The following is a 15,660-nucleotide window of genomic DNA, read 5'->3' as shown; positions in this document are numbered from 1 at the left end:
CCCGAACGCTCCAGCACCGCGCGAATCACCGTCGCGCCCAGCTCCGGTGCCGCGATCTTCGCGAGCGAGCCGCCGAATTTGCCGACCGCGGTCCGCGCGGCCGATACGATCACTACGTCCGTCATTTCCCTTTCCTCCAGGCCCGCACGACACGGCGCATCGCTACCGGCCCTGTTAAAAAAACTGCGGTGCACCGGACAGCGTGCGCCGCTGTCCGTCTTTCGTCAATCGCGCTGCAACACGTAGCGACCCGGCGCCGGTTCGATCACCGGGAACTGCGCGGAACCGGCCTTGGCGGGCGGCGCCACCTTGCGGCCGCCGTACTGGTCGAGCCACTCGACCCAGGTCGTCCACCAGCTGCCCGGCTGCTCGGTCGCGCCGGCGAACCAGTCGTCGGCGGATTCGGGCAGATCGTTGTCGTTGACCCAGTAGCTGCGCTTCTTCTTCGCCGGCGGATTGATCACGCCCGCGATGTGGCCCGACGCGCCGAGCACGAACTTCAACGGGCCCGTCAGGATCGACGTCGACGCGTAGGCCGTCTGCCACGGCACGATGTGATCCTCGCGCGACCCGTAGATGAAGGTCGGCACGTCGATGCGCGACAGGTCGACGGATTCGCCGCACACGGTCAGCGCGCCCGGCACGCGGAGCTTGTTCTCGAGATAGGTATTGCGCAGGTACCACGCGTACATCGGGCCCGGCAGGCTCGTCGAGTCGCTGTTCCAGTACAGCAGGTCGAACGCGGCGGGCGTGCGGCCCTTCAGGTAGTTGTCGACGACGTAGTTCCAGACGAGGTCGTTCGGCCGCAGGAACGAGAACGTGTTCGCGAACTCGACGCCGCGCATCAGCCCCGGCGCCGCGCCGTTCTTGCCGCCGATGGTCTGCTCGCGCATCTGCACGTGCGCCTCGTCGACGAACACGTCGAGGATGCCCGTGTCGGTGAAATCGAGCATCGCGGTCAGCAGCGTCATCGACGCGGCCGGATGTTCGCCGCGCGCGGCGAGCACCGAGAGCGCGGTCGCGAGCATCGTGCCGCCGACGCAGAAGCCGAGCGTGTTGATCTGCTCGCGGCCGCTGACCTGCTGCACGGCGTCGATCGCCGCGAGCAGCCCTTCGTTCATGTAGTCGTCCCACGTCTTGTGCGCGACCGACGCATCGGCGTTGCGCCACGACACGAGGAACACCTGATGGCCGCTCGACAGCGCATGCGCGACGAGCGAATTCTCGGGCTGCAGGTCGAGGATGTAGAACTTGTTGATGCACGGCGGCACGATCAGGAGCGGCCGCTCGAACACCTTGTCCGTCTTCGGCGCGTACTGGATCAGCTGGATCAGGTCGTTCTCGTAGACGACCGAGCCTTCGGTACACCCGAGGTTCTTGCCGACCACGAATTGCGATTCGTCGGTCTGCGAAATCTTGCCGCGCTGCATGTCGCCGAGCAGATTCATCATCCCCTGCCGCAGGCTTTCGCCCTGCGTCTCGAGGATCGATTTCTGTGCATCGGGATTGAGCGCCAGGAAGTTGCTCGGCGCAGCGGCGGCGGTCCATTGCTGGACGGAGAAACGGATACGTTCGCGCGTCTTCGGATCGGTCTCGAGCGCGTCGGCCAGTTCCTGCAGGTAGCGCGCGTTGAGCAGATACCACGCAGCGGCGAACGCATGCGCGGGCGAAGCCTTCCACGCATCCGCGCTGAAGCGGCGGTCCTTCAGTTCAGGCGACTCGAGCTTCGCCGCGGCGGCCTGCTGCATCAGCGTCATGCAATCGCGCGCGTAGTCGGCCTGCAGCTTCTGGAGCCGCTCCGGCGGGACCGCGGCCACCGGCAGCTTCAGTCCCGCGAACGGCGAAGCCAGGCCGCCGAAGGCGCCCAGATCGGGCATCGACGGCATCTGGAACGGAACGGATGTCGGGAACTGGAATGCGGCGAACGGATTCGCGGTGGTCGCCGCCGTTGCGGCGCGCGCCGGATCGGCGAAACCGCGCCAGGCGTTCAGCCATGCCTCGAACATCTGCTGCATCGGCTGGGTAGCCTGGTCGAATCCGGTGCTGCCTGCGGAAGTGCCCGCCTGAGCGGACGTCGACGAATTTTTCGATGCTGTCATTACCTGCCTTACCGGTGATTCGTGAGCGTCAATCGTGAAATCCTGCTCGCGCGCGGCGTGCCGGCTGCGAGCCGGGCCGTCATGCTCTGGAGAGGCGTCTCCAGATTCTGCCGCAGTGCGGTATTTTTATCATTATCGTTTTCCCCATGTGAAGCACTGCGTCAAACCACCGAACATTTCTGCTCGGAGATAATCCGTGCGCAACAAGCGGGACAAGGCTTCCGGCGAAACATAAAATATTTTGATCGACTTGACTTCGCGATTATTCATTCGGTTGTCCATGCAACGCCGCATTGCCGCGCCAATATCGAAATAACCGATTTCGCAGCGCAACAAACCAAGCCGCGCGCGAGCGCGCGCGGTCAGCCGTCAATCTGCCAGCCAGATCGCCGCCGCCATGCGGCCGGTCACGCGGTCGCGCCGGTACGAATAGAAGCGCGCGTGTTCGGTGACCGTGCAGGCGGTCCCGCCGCTCACGTGCGCCACGCCTGCACGCGTGAGGCGCAGGCGCGCAAGCGCATAGAGGTCGGCGAGGTACTTGCCGGGCGCGCCGTCGATCGCGACGAACGCTTGCCGCGTCTCATCATGCTCCGACTGCGGAGCCGTGTCGAGAAACGCCTCGCGCACATCGGCGCCGACTTCGAATGCCCGCGGGCCGATCGCGGGCCCGAGGTACGCATGGAGTTCATCCGTCGCGCCGCCAGCGAGTGCCGCGACGCGAGCCGCGGTCTGCTCGACGATGCCGGCCGCGAGCCCGCGCCAGCCAGCATGCGCGGCACCCACCGCCCGCCCCTGCGCGTCGCACAACAGCACCGGCAGGCAATCCGCGACCATCACGACACAGACCGCGCCCGCGCGGTCCGTCACGCTCGCGTCGGCCTGCACGGGCGCCTCGGCACCCGGTGCGGCCTCGATCACCTCGTCCGCGCGCACGATCCGCGCGCCGTGAACCTGTTCGAGCCATGCCGCTCGCGACTGGCCCGCCAGCGCGAGCAAGCGCGCGCGATTCGCGGCGACATGGGCCGGATCGTCACCGGTATGCAGGCCGAGATTCATCCCGCCCGGCAACGCCGCGCCATCCTGCCAGCGCCCGTACGGGCCCTCGCTCACGCCGCCGTCGCGCGTCGTGATCAGCGCACGCACGCGCGGCGCCACCTGCCAGTCGGGCTGCACGCAGTCCCGCCACGTCAACGGCGCCAGGTTCGTCATCGGCACTCACTCCTCCTCATCGTCGTAATCGTCGTCGTGATCCTGATAATCGCCGGCGAAATCGTCATCGTCGTAGACACCGTCTTCATCGTCGAATTCCTCGTCACCCTGCCCGAAGCCCAGCGCCGCGACGAGCGCGTTCATGTCGTCCGGCAACGGACAACGCCACTGCATCGTCTTGCCCGTCACCGGATGCACGAGGCCGAGCCGCCAGGCGTGCAGCGCCTGCCGCGCGAACCCGCCCGGCAGCGGCGCGACCGAGCGCTTGCCGCGCGCGCGCCCGTACACCGGATCGCCGAGCAGCGGATGCCCGACATGCGAGCAGTGCACGCGGATCTGATGCGTGCGGCCGGTTTCGAGATCGCACTGGATCGCAGACACCGGCTGACGTTGCCACATGCATGTGTCAACCGTGCGGAAATGCGTGCGCGCGGGCTTGCCCGACGCGCCGGTGACGACGGCCATGCGCGTGCGCTCGCGCGGATCGCGGCCGATCGGCGCGTCGATCGTGCCGTCTTCGGGCATCATGCCCCACACGAGCGCAAAATAGCGGCGCTTCACCGTGCGTGCCTGCAGTTGGCGCACGAGGTCGGTCTGCGCGGCGAGTGTGCGCGCAACCACCATGAGGCCGGACGTCTCCTTGTCGAGCCTGTGCACGATGCCCGCGCGCGGCAGGCCGGCCGCCGCGTCGCCGTAGCGGTGCAGCAGGCCATTGAGGATCGTGCCGCTCCAGTTGCCGGCAGCCGGGTGGACGACGAGGCCCGCCGGCTTGTTGATGACGACGAGCGCGTCGTCCTCGTAGATCACGTCGAGCGGCACCGGCTCCGGCGTAAACGCCAGCTGCTCGGGCAGCAGGTCGGGCACGAGCTCGATCCTCGCGCCGAGCGGCACCGGCTGGCGGATCTTCGCCGGCGCGCCGTCGACCAGCACGCGCTGCGCCTCGATCCAGCTCTGCAAGCGGCTGCGGGAGAATTCTGGGAACAGTTGGGCAAGCGCTTTATCGAGGCGCTCACCGGCGAGCGACAGCGGCACTTCGACGACGCGCGGCGCTTCGTCGGCCGCCGCGGACGGCACGACAGGCGGCTGCATCGCGTCTGCAGCGAGATCGTCGTCGGGAGAATCCCCCGACGCAGCGTCGGCGGGCCGATCGCTTGGGCTATAATCTTCGCGATTTGACTTGCCCCGCGGGGCATTCTGCGAACTTGAACGGGTCATTTAGACTGGGTCACCGAGACTTGAAGCTAGGACATGCGAGCATGATGAATTCGACCAAACGTACGGCCAAAACCGTCGCCGCCCGAGCTGCGGTGGTAGCGGCCGCGGCCCTCATCGCCGGCTGCCACGGCTTGCCGCAGAAGCAGGACGAGACGGCTACCTGGTCGAACAACAAATTATACTCAGAGGCCCAGGACGCACTGTCCGGCGGCGACTGGGGCAAGTGCGCGAAATATTTCGAATCGCTGCAGGGTCGCGATCCGTTCGGCCGTTTCGCGCAACAGGCGCAGATCAACGTCGCGTACTGCAGCTGGAAGGACAACGAAGCGGCAGCCGCCGATCAGGCCGTCGACCGCTTCATCCAGCTGCATCCGGATCACCCGGATATCCCGTACGCGTACTACCTGAAGGGGATGATCCACTTCAACGACGATCTCGGCCTGTTCGGCCGCTTCTCCGGCCAGGACATGAGCGAGCGCGATCCGCAGGCACTGCGCGAATCGTACGACGCGTTCAAGGTCGTCGTCGACCGGTTCCCGAAGAGCAAGTACGCGCCTGACGCCGCCGCCCGGATGCGCTACATCGTCAACGCGCTCGCCTCGCACGAAGTGCACGCGGCCGACTATTACTATCGGCGCGGCGCCTATGTCGCGGCGATCAACCGCGCGCAGCTCGCGATCAAGGACTACAAGGGCGCGCCGGCGATCGAGGACGCGCTGCACATCATGATCCTGTCGTACGGCAAGCTGAACCAGCCGGAACTCGCGGAAGACACGAAGCGCGTGCTCGCCGGAACGTTCCCGGACAGCCCGTACATCACCGGCCATTCGCGCCCCGGCACGAAGAAGTCGTGGTGGCAGTTCTGAGCGACGCCCGAGCGCCCAACAAAAAACCCGGCCTTCGAGCCGGGTTTTTTGTTGGTGCCGCCCGCAGCAGGCGGCAGCGCGGTCACGCGCGTTTTGCCGCGCGATGCTCGTCGAAGAAGTCCTGCACGACCGCGATCTCGCGGGTTCGCTTGAACGGCGGCAGGCTCTGCCAGATCCGTCGACCGTAAGGCTTGTCGACGAGCCGCGTGTCGCAGATCATCAGCACGCCGCGATCCGTCTCCGCGCGAATCAGCCGGCCCGCGCCCTGCTTCAGCGTGATCACGGCCTGGGGCAGCTGGTGAACCGCGAACGGGCTCAAGCCCTTCTTGGTCAACGCATCGAGCCGCGCGGCCAGCACCGGATCGTCGGGCGGCGCGAACGGCAGCTTGTCGATCACGACGAGCGACAGCGCGTCGCCGCGCACGTCGACGCCTTCCCAGAAGCTCTGGCTGCCGACGAGAATCGCATTGCCGTACGAACGGAAACGATCGAGCAGTTCGGTACGGCTGGCATCGCCCTGCACCAGCAGCGGCGTGTTCCAGCCGCGCGACTCGATCACGTCGCGCAGCTTCGACGCGATCCGGTCAACCGCGCGCAGCGTCGTGCACAGCATGAACACGCCGCCGCCCGATGCCTCGATCGCCGGCAACGCGGCATCGAACACGGCATCGGTAAACGCCGGCGACGACGGCTGCGGCAAGTTGCGCGGCACATACAGCAGGCCCTGCGTCTGATAGTCGAACGGGCTTGCGAGCGTCATCGAGCGCCGCGAGCTGAGGCCCATCTGGGCCGCGTAGTGCGTGAAGTCGCCGCGCACCGACAGCGTCGCCGACGTGAACACCCACGCGCGGGGCACGCCGGCACGCTGCTTCGCGAAAATCGGCGCAACCGACAGCGGCGTCTCGTGCAGCTGGACGGTATGTGCGAACACTTCGACCCAGCGCACCTTCTCGTTCGGGTCGTCGGTGGCCGCCTTGTCGCCGGCGACCGCGGCATCGGCCTTCGCGGCCGCTTCCGCCGCACCGGGCGCGACCCAGCCCGCGAGCAGGTCCTGCAGCTCGCGTGCGCGCCGCAGGCACGCACCGAGCGACTCCGCCCGCTCGGCCTGGCTCGCGAGCGCCGAGGCAAGCGCATCGAGCGCCACTTCGAGCGCGTCGAGCGCGCCGAACATCGGGTGATCGTCGCCCAGTTGCGCGAGCGACATGCGCACGATCTGGTCGTTCGCGAACGCGAGACGCAGGTCGCGCGCCGCACGTTCGAGATCGCCGCCGAGCTTCACCCACTCGACCGCATCGCGCGCATGGCTCAGGCCTTCGGCGACCGTGTCGCGCGCGAGTTCGAGGATCTGCGTGGTCGACAGCGTCTCGCCGAAGAACAGCGTGGCCGTCTCCGGCAGCTGGTGCGCTTCGTCGAAGATCACCGTGTTCGCGTTCGGCAGCAGTTCGGCCATCCCGGTGTCGCGCAGCATGATGTCCGCGAAGAACAGGTGATGGTTGACGACGACGACGTCCGCCTGCTGCGCCTCGCGGCGCGCCTGCATCACGAAGCACTCCTTGTAATGCGGGCACTCCTGGCCGAGGCAGTTGTCGCGCGTCGACGTGACCATCGACCACACGGGTGCCGTCTCCGGCACGCTCGCGAGCTCGGCCTTGTCGCCGCTCTTCGTGACCTTGGCGAACCGGACGATTTCCTGCAGATACGCGGTGTCCTGGCGCGACGGCAGGCGGCCGTTGTCGGCCGTGCGCTGCAGGTAGTAATGGCACAGGTAGTTCGAGCGGCCCTTGAGCATCGCGACCGTTACCGGCACCGCGAGCGCGTTGCGCACCGTCGGGATGTCGCGCTGGAACAGCTGGTCCTGCAGGTGCTTCGTGCCGGTCGACACGATCACCTTGCCACCCCATAGCATCGCGGGCACCAGATACGCATAGGTCTTGCCGGTACCGGTGCCGGCCTCGACGATCAGCGTGTTGTCGCCGGCGTCGCCGTCGGCTTCGACCGCAGCCCCCTCCGCGGCGGATTCGGCCGCCTTGTCGCCTTCGCCGAGGCGGCGTGCCGGCCGCTTGCGGGTCTCGAAGATTTCCGGCTCGGGCATCCGGCGCGCGGACGCCTCCATCGCGGACGCGACCGCGCGCGCCATCTCGATCTGCGATTGACGCGGGTGATAGCCGTCGAGCGCGCGTGCGAGCAATCCGCCGTCGCCGAAGATCGTGTCGAGTTCGTCGACGCGCTTGCGGCTCAGCTCGAAGGTGCCTTCGGGCGCACGAACGCGCCCGGCGGACGACGCGTCACGCCGGGCATCGGGGTTGGCTTCAAGCGGTGAATTCAAGGCAAGCGTTCCTGTGTCCAGCGCCCGAGCGGCGCCGGCGCTTGCCAGGCCGCGCTCAGGCGCGCTTATCCGGTTCCAGCTGCGATTGCAGCAAAATGATTTTGTCCTTGGCCGCCAGCTTTTCCTTCTTCAGCCGGTGCAGCGTGATGTCGTCGATGTCGGAGTGTCCTTCCTTCAGCTCGATCTCTCGAGCGAGCTGCTGGTGCTGCTCCTGCAATGCAGCCAAACGGTTGTGCAATTCCTGCTGCTGTTCCGTGGGACGGTTTTGCATATGCGCCTCCTCATCGAAGCAGCGCGCCGACTGGCGTGCCGGCACGCACGAGACTGACTCCGGATCAATCCAACACGTTACTGCCCCTGCTGTTGCTGCTGCTTGGCCTTGTCGGCCGCTTCCTGCTGACGCCGCTCGACATCGGCCTTGTGCTGCGCAGCTTCCTTCTGCTTCTGCTCGTAGCGCGCGGCGTTGTCCGCCCGCTCTTGCGCCTTCTGCGCGCCCTGCTGGCGCGCCTGGTCGAGCTTGCGCTGGAAGTCTGCCTGCTTCTGGTCGTATGCCTGCTTGTTCGCGGCGCGCTGCGGCGCCTCGGCGCCGCGCTGCGCCTGCTTCAGTGCATTCTGCTCCTGCTTGTCGCGGAACGCAGCCGCGTTCGCCGCATCGTTCGCCGCGCGCTGCGGCGCTTCCGCCGCATTCTGCGCCTGCTTCAACGCCTGCTGCTGGTCGCGCTGCTGCGCCCGCACCGCGCGCTGCTCGTCGTCGAGCGCGAGCTGCTCCTGACGGATGCTCGCCCGCTCCTCGCGCATCCGGTCGCGCGCATTGCCGAGACAATGATTGACAAAGAACTTGCTGTAGCAATCGTGCTCCGCCACGGCATAACGATAATCGTTTTCCGCGGAACGTTGATTGAGCACTTTTTGACGGGCGTCAAAATCCTGCGTGGCGGAGGGGGCGACGGGCGCGGCCACTGCGGCGTCCGGCGCGGTTGCGCCCGATGCCTGTGCGTACGCGACGGTAGACCCGGCGGACAAAGCCGCGGCAAGCGCTGCGCCGAGCGCGACGAGAGAAATGCGGGAAGTTGGCAACGTCGTAGGAAAGCTGCGGGACATGTGTCAAATTCTATCACCCCCGGCTGGACGCTCCGCCATTTATGGCAAAATGCCCCGCTTCACTCACCCGCGGCATCTGGTCCGGCGGGCCCGTCTAGCAGCCCGCGCCGCGCGGCCTGCCGGCCCGCGCCGCGATTTCAGCAGGCAGATCATCCACGACATGACGGAAACCGTAGCACTCAAGATCGTACAGCGCATCGCCACCGAACTGTCCGTCCAGCCGCGCCAGGTCGCGGCGGCAGTGCAACTCCTCGACGAAGGCTCGACCGTTCCGTTCATTGCCCGGTACCGCAAGGAAGTGACCGGCAACCTGGACGACACGCAGCTGCGCCAGCTCGAGGAACGTCTCCTGTATCTGCGCGAGCTCGAGGACCGCCGCGCGGCGATCCTGTCGAGCATCGACGAACAGGGCAAGCTGACCGACGAACTGCGCGTCGCGATCGACGCGGCCGACAGCAAACAGGTGCTCGAAGACCTTTATCTGCCGTACAAGCCGAAGCGCCGCACGCGCGCGCAGATCGCGCGCGAAGCCGGCCTCGAGCCGCTCGCGCAGGCGCTGCTCGCGAATCCGCTGCTCGACCCACAAACGGAAGCCGCCGCGTACGTCGATGCCGACAAGGGCGTCGCCGACGTGAAGGCCGCGCTCGACGGCGCGCGCGACATCCTGTCCGAACAATTCGGCGAAACGGCCGAACTGCTCGGCAAGCTGCGCGACTACCTGCACAGCCAGGGCGTCGTATCCTCTGCGGTCGTCGAAGGCAAGGAAAACGAGGAAGGCGAGAAGTTCCGCGATTACTACGACTACGCGGAAACGATCCGGACGGTCCCGTCGCACCGCGCGCTGGCTCTGTTCCGCGGTCGCAATGCCGGCGTGCTGACCGTCAAGCTCGGGCTCGGCGAGGAACTCGACGCGCAAGTCCCGCATCCCGGCGAAGCGATGATCGCGCGCCATTTCGGGATCACGAACCAGAGCCGCCCGGCGGACAAGTGGCTGTCGGACGTGTGCCGCTGGTGCTGGCGCGTGAAGGTGCAGCCGCACATCGAGAACGAGCTGCTCACGCAACTGCGCGAAACGGCGGAAGCCGAAGCGATCCGCGTGTTCGCCCGCAACCTGAAGGACCTGCTGCTGGCCGCGCCGGCCGGCCCGAAGGCCGTGATCGGTCTCGACCCCGGCCTGCGCACGGGCGTGAAGGTTGCCGTGGTCGACCGCACCGGCAAGCTGCTCGCGACCGATACGATCTACCCGCACGAGCCGCGCCGCGACTGGGACGGCTCGCTCGCGAAGCTCGCGCGCATCGCCGCGCAGACGCAGGCCGAGCTGATCAGCATCGGCAACGGCACCGCGTCCCGTGAAACCGACAAGCTCGCGAGCGAGCTGATCTCGAAGCATCCGGAACTGCGGCTACAGAAGATCGTCGTGTCGGAAGCCGGCGCGTCGGTCTACTCGGCGTCCGAGCTGGCCGCGAAGGAATTCCCGGAGCTCGACGTGTCGCTGCGCGGCGCCGTGTCGATCGCCCGCCGCCTGCAGGACCCGCTCGCCGAGCTCGTGAAGATCGAGCCGAAGGCGATCGGCGTCGGCCAGTACCAGCACGACGTGAACCAGCGCGAACTCGCCCGCTCGCTCGATGCGGTGGTCGAGGATTGCGTGAACGCGGTCGGCGTCGACGCGAACACCGCGTCGGTCGCGCTGCTCGCGCGTGTCTCTGGCCTGAACGCCACGCTCGCGCGCAACATCGTCGACTACCGCGACGCGAACGGGCCGTTCCCGTCTCGCGATCATCTGCGCAAGGTGCCGCGCCTCGGCGACAAGACCTTCGAGCAGGCAGCCGGCTTCCTGCGCATCAACGGCGGCGAGAATCCGCTCGATCGCTCGTCGGTCCACCCGGAGGCTTATCCGGTCGTCGAACGGATCCTCGCGAAGATCAGCAAGCGGATCGACGACGTGCTCGGCAGCCGCGATGCGCTGTCCGGCCTGTCGCCCGCCGAATTCGTCGACGAACGTTTCGGCCTGCCGACCGTGCGCGACATCCTGTCCGAACTCGAAAAACCGGGTCGTGACCCGCGCCCCGAATTCAAGACCGCAACGTTCCGTGACGGCGTCGAAAAGGTGTCCGACCTGATGCCGGGCATGCTGCTTGAAGGTGTCGTGACGAACGTCGCGGCGTTCGGCGCATTCGTGGATGTCGGCGTGCACCAGGACGGCCTCGTCCACGTGTCCGCGATGTCGACGAAGTTCATCAAGGATCCGCACGAAGCCGTGAAGGCCGGCCAGGTCGTCAAGGTCAAGGTGCTCGACGTCGACGTGAAGCGTCAGCGCATTTCGCTGACGATGCGCCTGGACGACGAAGCGGCCACACCGGGCCTGGCGCCGCGCGGCGGCCAGGATCGCGGCAATGCCGGCCGCGGCGCGGCCCGTCCCCAGCGTTCGCGCGAGCCCGAACCGGCCGGCGCGATGGCCGCGGCGTTCGCGAAGCTGAAGCGCTGAGCACGCGAAGGCTGTCGACGCACGAAAAAAAGCCCGCCGGAAGGCGGGCTTTTTCATGGCCTCGGCAAGCACGGCCGGACCGGCATGGGCCGCATATGCGGCCCGCGTGCGGGTCAGATTTCGATCTTGGTGCCGAGCTCGACCACGCGGTTCGCCGGGATCGAGAAGAAGTCGGTGGGCTTCGCCGCGTTCTGATGCATCCATGCGAACACACGTTCGCGCCAGATCGACATGCCGGGCAGATGCGTCGGTACGACCGTTTCGCGCGCGAGGAAAAACGACGTGTCCATCAGTTCGAACGTCATGTCGTGCGTGCGGCCGAATTCCTCGAGCACGGCCTTCACGTCCGGCGTCTCGTTGAAGCCGTATTCGGCCTTGACGATGTACAGACCGCCGCCCGCGTCGCGCGCACTCAGGCGCTTGTCGTCGCGCACATACGGGATGTCGCGCGTGACGAACGTCAGGAAAATGGTCCGCTCGTGCAGCACCTTGTTGTGCTTCAGGTTGTGCAGCAGGCTGACGGGGACGAGCTTGTCGTTACCGGTCAGGTAGATCGCGGTGCCCGACACACGGTGCGGCGGATGCGCGAGCAGCCCCTGCAGGAACGGCTCGAGCGGGATACCGTCGGCAGCCGTACGCTCCTTGACGATGTGGCGGCCCGTGTACCAGGTCATCAGCAGGAAGAACAACAGCGCGCCGATGCCGAGCGGCAGCCAGCCGCCCTGCGCGACCTTGAGCAGGTTCGCGCCGAAAAAGCCCAGGTCGACCGCAAGGAACACCGCGATGATCGCGCCGACGAGCAGCCTGTTCCACTTCCACACCTTCACCATCACGACGGCCGCGAGCACGGTCGTGATCACCATCGTCGCCGTCACCGCGATACCGTATGCTGCGGCGAGGTTGTCGGAGCTCTTGAAGCCGATCACGATGCAGAGGATCACGAACAGCAGCAGCCAGTTCACGACCGGCACGTAGATCTGGCCGATCGCCAATTCGGACGTATGCAGCACCTTCATGCGCGGCACGTAGCCGAGCTGGATCGCCTGCGACGTCAGCGAATACGCGCCCGAAATCACAGCCTGCGAAGCAATCACGGTCGCAACCGTCGACAGCACGACGAGCGGCAGCAGCGCCCATTCCGGCGCCAGCAGGAAGAACGGGTTCTCGATCGCCTTCGGGTTCTGGATCAGCAGCGCGCCCTGGCCGAAGTAGTTCAGCACGAGCGACGGCATCACGAGCCCGTATGCGGCGAGGCGAATCGGCTTCGCACCGAAGTGGCCCATGTCCGCGTAGAGCGCCTCCGCGCCGGTCAGCACCAGCACGACCGAACCGAGCACGACATAGGCCTGCAGCACATGCTCCGACATGAACGACGCCGCGTAATACGGGTTGATCGCCGCGATGATGCCCGGCACGCGCACGATGTGATACACGCCGAGCGCCGCGATCGCGATGAACCACAGCACCATGATCGGCCCGAACAGCTTGCCGACCATCGCGGTACCGTGACGCTGGATCCAGAACAGCGCGATCAGAATCACGATCGTGATCGGCATCACGAGATGGGACAGGTGCGGCGTCGCGATCTCCAGACCTTCGACCGCCGACATCACGGAAATCGCCGGCGTGATCACGGCGTCGCCGTAGAACATGCACGCGCCGAAGATCCCGAGCGCCATCAGCGCGCCCGCGACGCGGGTTTTCGAGTCGAGCGGCCGCAGCGACAGCGCCATCAGCGCGAGCACGCCGCCCTCGCCGTTGTTGTCGGCCCGCATCACGAACAGCAAATACTTGATGCCGACCACCAGGATGATCGCCCAGAACAGCAGCGAGATCACCCCGAGAATCGAACCTTCGGTGAGCGGAATGCCGTGTGCGGGGCTGAATGCCTCCTTCAGCGAATACAGCGGGCTCGTGCCGATATCGCCGAACACGACGCCGATGGCCGCTATCGCAAGCGCCCGCATCGAGTGTTGGTGCGTCGAATGCGCATGGGCTGCGTCGGTCGCCTGGATCGTGTCGTTCATATGAAGCTTAATAATCGGGTCCGGTTCGGACAAAACGAGCGCTATTCTACTCGCGCCCCCCTGAAAAACCGTCCTGCCCTGTTGCCCTGAAGCCACGTGATCCACGCCGCGCATGCAATCCCGCGCAAGCTGTGGCAGGGCTGCCATCATAGCCGGGGACGCGCCGTCTGCCTACCGCGAACACCGATTGTGGCGCCCACTGGCCCGCCGCCGCAATAAAAAACGGCGCCGCAAGCGGCGCCGTACAAGGCTTTCCTTCGATCGACCGGCCGCTTACGCGCCCGAGCCGTCGCGCTGCGCGCGACCGCGCTTGATCCACGCCTCGAGATTGTGAGGACGAACCGTGTCCCACTCTTCGAACGGCTGATGAATCCACGGATTCGTCGGCAGATACTGCGTGTGATAGTCAGGCTTGACCTTCGAGCAACCCTTGTACCAGAGCACCGCCGAGCGCACGGCCTTGACCGCCGGATAGCGCTCCTTCAGGTGCTCCTGCACGCGCGCGAGCGTAACGCCCGAATCGACGAGATCGTCGACCAGCAGCACGTTGCCCTCGAGGTTGCCACGTGTCATCGTGATGTACTGCGCGATGTCGAGCTCGCCCTGCTCGGTGCCGGCCGCTTCGCGATACGAACTCGTCGCGAGGATCGCGAGCGGGACGTCGTAGATGCGCGAAAGTTGATCGCCAACGCGCAGACCGCCGCGCGCGAGGCACAGGATCTGGTCGAACTTCCAGCCCGATGCATGCACCTGGAGCGCAAGCAGCTCGATCAGACGATGGTATTCGTCCCAGCCTACCCACAGGTTCTTGTCGTCGTTGCGCGGATCGGTCATCAAGTCTGCCGCCGTCATCGTGATTTGCTGCGTCATGCTGAGAATTACACCTTGAACGGATGGCGAAGCAGGATCGTCTCGTCGCGATCCGGCCCCGTCGAAACCATGTCGACCGGCACGCCGGCCACTTCCTGGACACGGCTCAGGTATGCCTGAGCATTCGCCGGCAGCGCGTCCCACGTCTTGATGCCCACGGTGCTTTCCTTCCAGCCGGCGAACGTTTCGTACACGGGCTCGCAGCGCGCGACGTCGGCCGCACCGCGCGGCAGGATGTCCACGTCCTTGCCGTCGATCTTGTAGCCGACGCACAGCTTGACTTCATCGAGGCCGTCGAGCACATCGAGCTTCGTCATGCACAGGCCCGACACGCCGTTGATCTGGATCGAGCGGCGCAGTGCCGCTGCGTCGAGCCAGCCGGTGCGGCGCGGACGGCCGGTGACCGAGCCGAATTCCTTGCCGACGTTCGCCAGCGTAACGCCGATCTGGTCTTGGCGTTGCGGATTGTCCGCGTCGTACAACTCGCTCGGGAACGGGCCCGAGCCGACACGCGTGCAGTACGCCTTCGTGATGCCGAGGATGTAGTTCAGCTTCTGCGGACCGACGCCGGCGCCGGCCGATGCCGCACCCGCGACGCAGTTGCTCGACGTGACGAACGGATAGGTGCCGTGGTCGATGTCAAGCAGCGTGCCTTGCGCGCCTTCGAACAGCAGGTTCTGACCGGCGTTGTTCGCGTCGTACAGGCGGCGCGACACGTCGGCCACCATCGGCTTCAGGCGATCGGCATAGCCGAGCATCGTGTCGAGCGTGGCCTGGAAATCGACGGCCGCGCCACCCAGGTACTGGGTCAGCACGAAGTTGTGGAAATCGAGATTTTCGCGCAGGCGGTCGGCGAAGGTCTTCGCGTCGAACAGGTCCTGCACGCGCAGCGCGCGGCGGCCGACCTTGTCTTCGTACGCGGGGCCGATGCCGCGGCCGGTCGTACCGATCTTGCCGGCGCCCTTGCGCGCTTCGCGCGCCTGGTCGATTGCGATGTGGTACGGCAGGATCAGCGTCGTGGCTTCGGAGATGAACAGGCGATCGCGCACGTTCACGCCGGCCTCTTCCAGCTCGCCGATTTCTTTGAACAGTGCCTCGGGGGACAGGACGACGCCGTTGCCGATGTAGCAGGCGACGCCTTCACGCATGATGCCCGACGGAATGAGGCGCAAGATGGTTTTCTTGCCGCCGATGATGAGGGTGTGGCCGGCGTTGTGACCGCCCTGGAAACGCACGACGCCCTGAGCGTGGTCCGTCAGCCAGTCGACGATCTTGCCCTTGCCTTCATCACCCCATTGCGTTCCCACGACGACGACATTGCGCCCGGGAGTCACGTTCACTGCGCTGGCAGACATGTTGATTCGTTAGCTGGTTAAAAACGTATTCTACCTATGTTCGCGGGCGATTCCGAATTTTTCCGTTTCGCTTCAACGATATGCACGTCGAACGACGGCCCGCGAAC

The 15,660-nt window shown here is 66.2% G+C and carries 11 protein-coding genes and 1 pseudogene; 2 read left to right on the top strand and 10 right to left on the bottom strand.

What is annotated here, in order from left to right; all coding sequences use genetic code 11:
- The 4 genes and pseudogenes from HWX25_RS29260 to HWX25_RS29245 form a co-directional block, all read right to left on the bottom strand.
- A pseudogene (locus tag HWX25_RS29260) lies at positions 1–125 on the bottom strand (acetyl-CoA C-acetyltransferase); the annotation flags it as partial.
- A gap of 99 nt (positions 126–224) precedes the next feature.
- Entirely contained in the window at positions 225–2,099 is a 1,875-nt protein-coding gene (gene phaC, locus HWX25_RS29255) for a class I poly(R)-hydroxyalkanoic acid synthase (RefSeq protein ID WP_175911934.1), read from the bottom strand.
- Positions 2,100–2,468: 369 nt separating this feature from the next.
- Positions 2,469–3,308, bottom strand: a complete 840-nt coding sequence (gene pgeF, locus HWX25_RS29250) for a peptidoglycan editing factor PgeF (RefSeq protein WP_175911932.1) — start codon at positions 3,306–3,308, stop codon at positions 2,469–2,471.
- A 6-nt stretch (positions 3,309–3,314) separates the two neighbouring features.
- Positions 3,315–4,523, bottom strand: coding sequence for an RluA family pseudouridine synthase (locus HWX25_RS29245; protein ID WP_059693216.1), 1,209 nt, complete (start codon positions 4,521–4,523; stop codon positions 3,315–3,317).
- Positions 4,524–4,564: 41 nt separating this feature from the next.
- On the opposite strand from HWX25_RS29245, the gene HWX25_RS29240 reads away from it, so the two are divergent.
- The gene (locus tag HWX25_RS29240; protein WP_059526052.1) at positions 4,565–5,389 is read left to right on the top strand and encodes an outer membrane protein assembly factor BamD; all 825 of its coding nucleotides are present in this window, start codon (positions 4,565–4,567) and stop codon (positions 5,387–5,389) included.
- 82 nt (positions 5,390–5,471) lie between these two features.
- On the opposite strand, the gene HWX25_RS29235 is transcribed toward HWX25_RS29240, so the two are convergent.
- From HWX25_RS29235 to HWX25_RS29225, 3 genes are all read right to left on the bottom strand, one after another.
- Positions 5,472–7,715 carry an ATP-dependent DNA helicase gene (locus HWX25_RS29235; protein ID WP_059817509.1) on the bottom strand — a complete coding sequence of 748 codons (2,244 nt, stop codon included), beginning with the start codon at positions 7,713–7,715 and terminating at the stop codon, positions 5,472–5,474.
- Between the two features lie 55 nt (positions 7,716–7,770).
- The gene (locus HWX25_RS29230; protein ID WP_006755091.1) at positions 7,771–7,986 is read right to left on the bottom strand and encodes a YdcH family protein; all 216 of its coding nucleotides are present in this window, start codon (positions 7,984–7,986) and stop codon (positions 7,771–7,773) included.
- Between the two features lie 77 nt (positions 7,987–8,063).
- A complete protein-coding gene (locus tag HWX25_RS29225) occupies positions 8,064–8,816 on the bottom strand; it encodes a hypothetical protein (protein ID WP_175911930.1) in 753 nt (250 codons plus the stop codon).
- Between the two features lie 160 nt (positions 8,817–8,976).
- On the opposite strand from HWX25_RS29225, the gene HWX25_RS29220 reads away from it, so the two are divergent.
- On the top strand, positions 8,977–11,301 hold the full coding sequence (locus HWX25_RS29220) for a Tex family protein (protein ID WP_175911928.1): 2,325 nt from the start codon (positions 8,977–8,979) through the stop codon (positions 11,299–11,301).
- Between the two features lie 113 nt (positions 11,302–11,414).
- Here the strand turns inward: HWX25_RS29220 and HWX25_RS29215 are convergent, their stop codons facing one another.
- The 3 genes from HWX25_RS29215 to HWX25_RS29205 all read right to left on the bottom strand — a co-directional run bounded on the left by HWX25_RS29215 (position 11,415) and on the right by HWX25_RS29205 (position 15,553).
- Positions 11,415–13,328 carry a potassium transporter Kup gene (locus tag HWX25_RS29215; RefSeq protein ID WP_059693222.1) on the bottom strand — a complete coding sequence of 638 codons (1,914 nt, stop codon included), beginning with the start codon at positions 13,326–13,328 and terminating at the stop codon, positions 11,415–11,417.
- Between the two features lie 273 nt (positions 13,329–13,601).
- On the bottom strand, positions 13,602–14,198 hold the full coding sequence (locus tag HWX25_RS29210) for a phosphoribosyltransferase (protein WP_059464415.1): 597 nt from the start codon (positions 14,196–14,198) through the stop codon (positions 13,602–13,604).
- Between the two features lie 8 nt (positions 14,199–14,206).
- The gene (locus HWX25_RS29205; protein ID WP_175911927.1) at positions 14,207–15,553 is read right to left on the bottom strand and encodes an adenylosuccinate synthase; all 1,347 of its coding nucleotides are present in this window, start codon (positions 15,551–15,553) and stop codon (positions 14,207–14,209) included.
- Between the last annotated feature and the right edge of the window lie 107 nt (positions 15,554–15,660).

Origin of the sequence: Burkholderia sp. BCC1640 (assembly GCF_902833125.1) — a bacterium.
GTDB classification, from domain to species: domain Bacteria; phylum Pseudomonadota; class Gammaproteobacteria; order Burkholderiales; family Burkholderiaceae; genus Burkholderia; species Burkholderia diffusa.
Note: the sequence above shows the minus strand (reverse complement) of the source record. Positions and strands in the feature narration are given on the sequence as shown.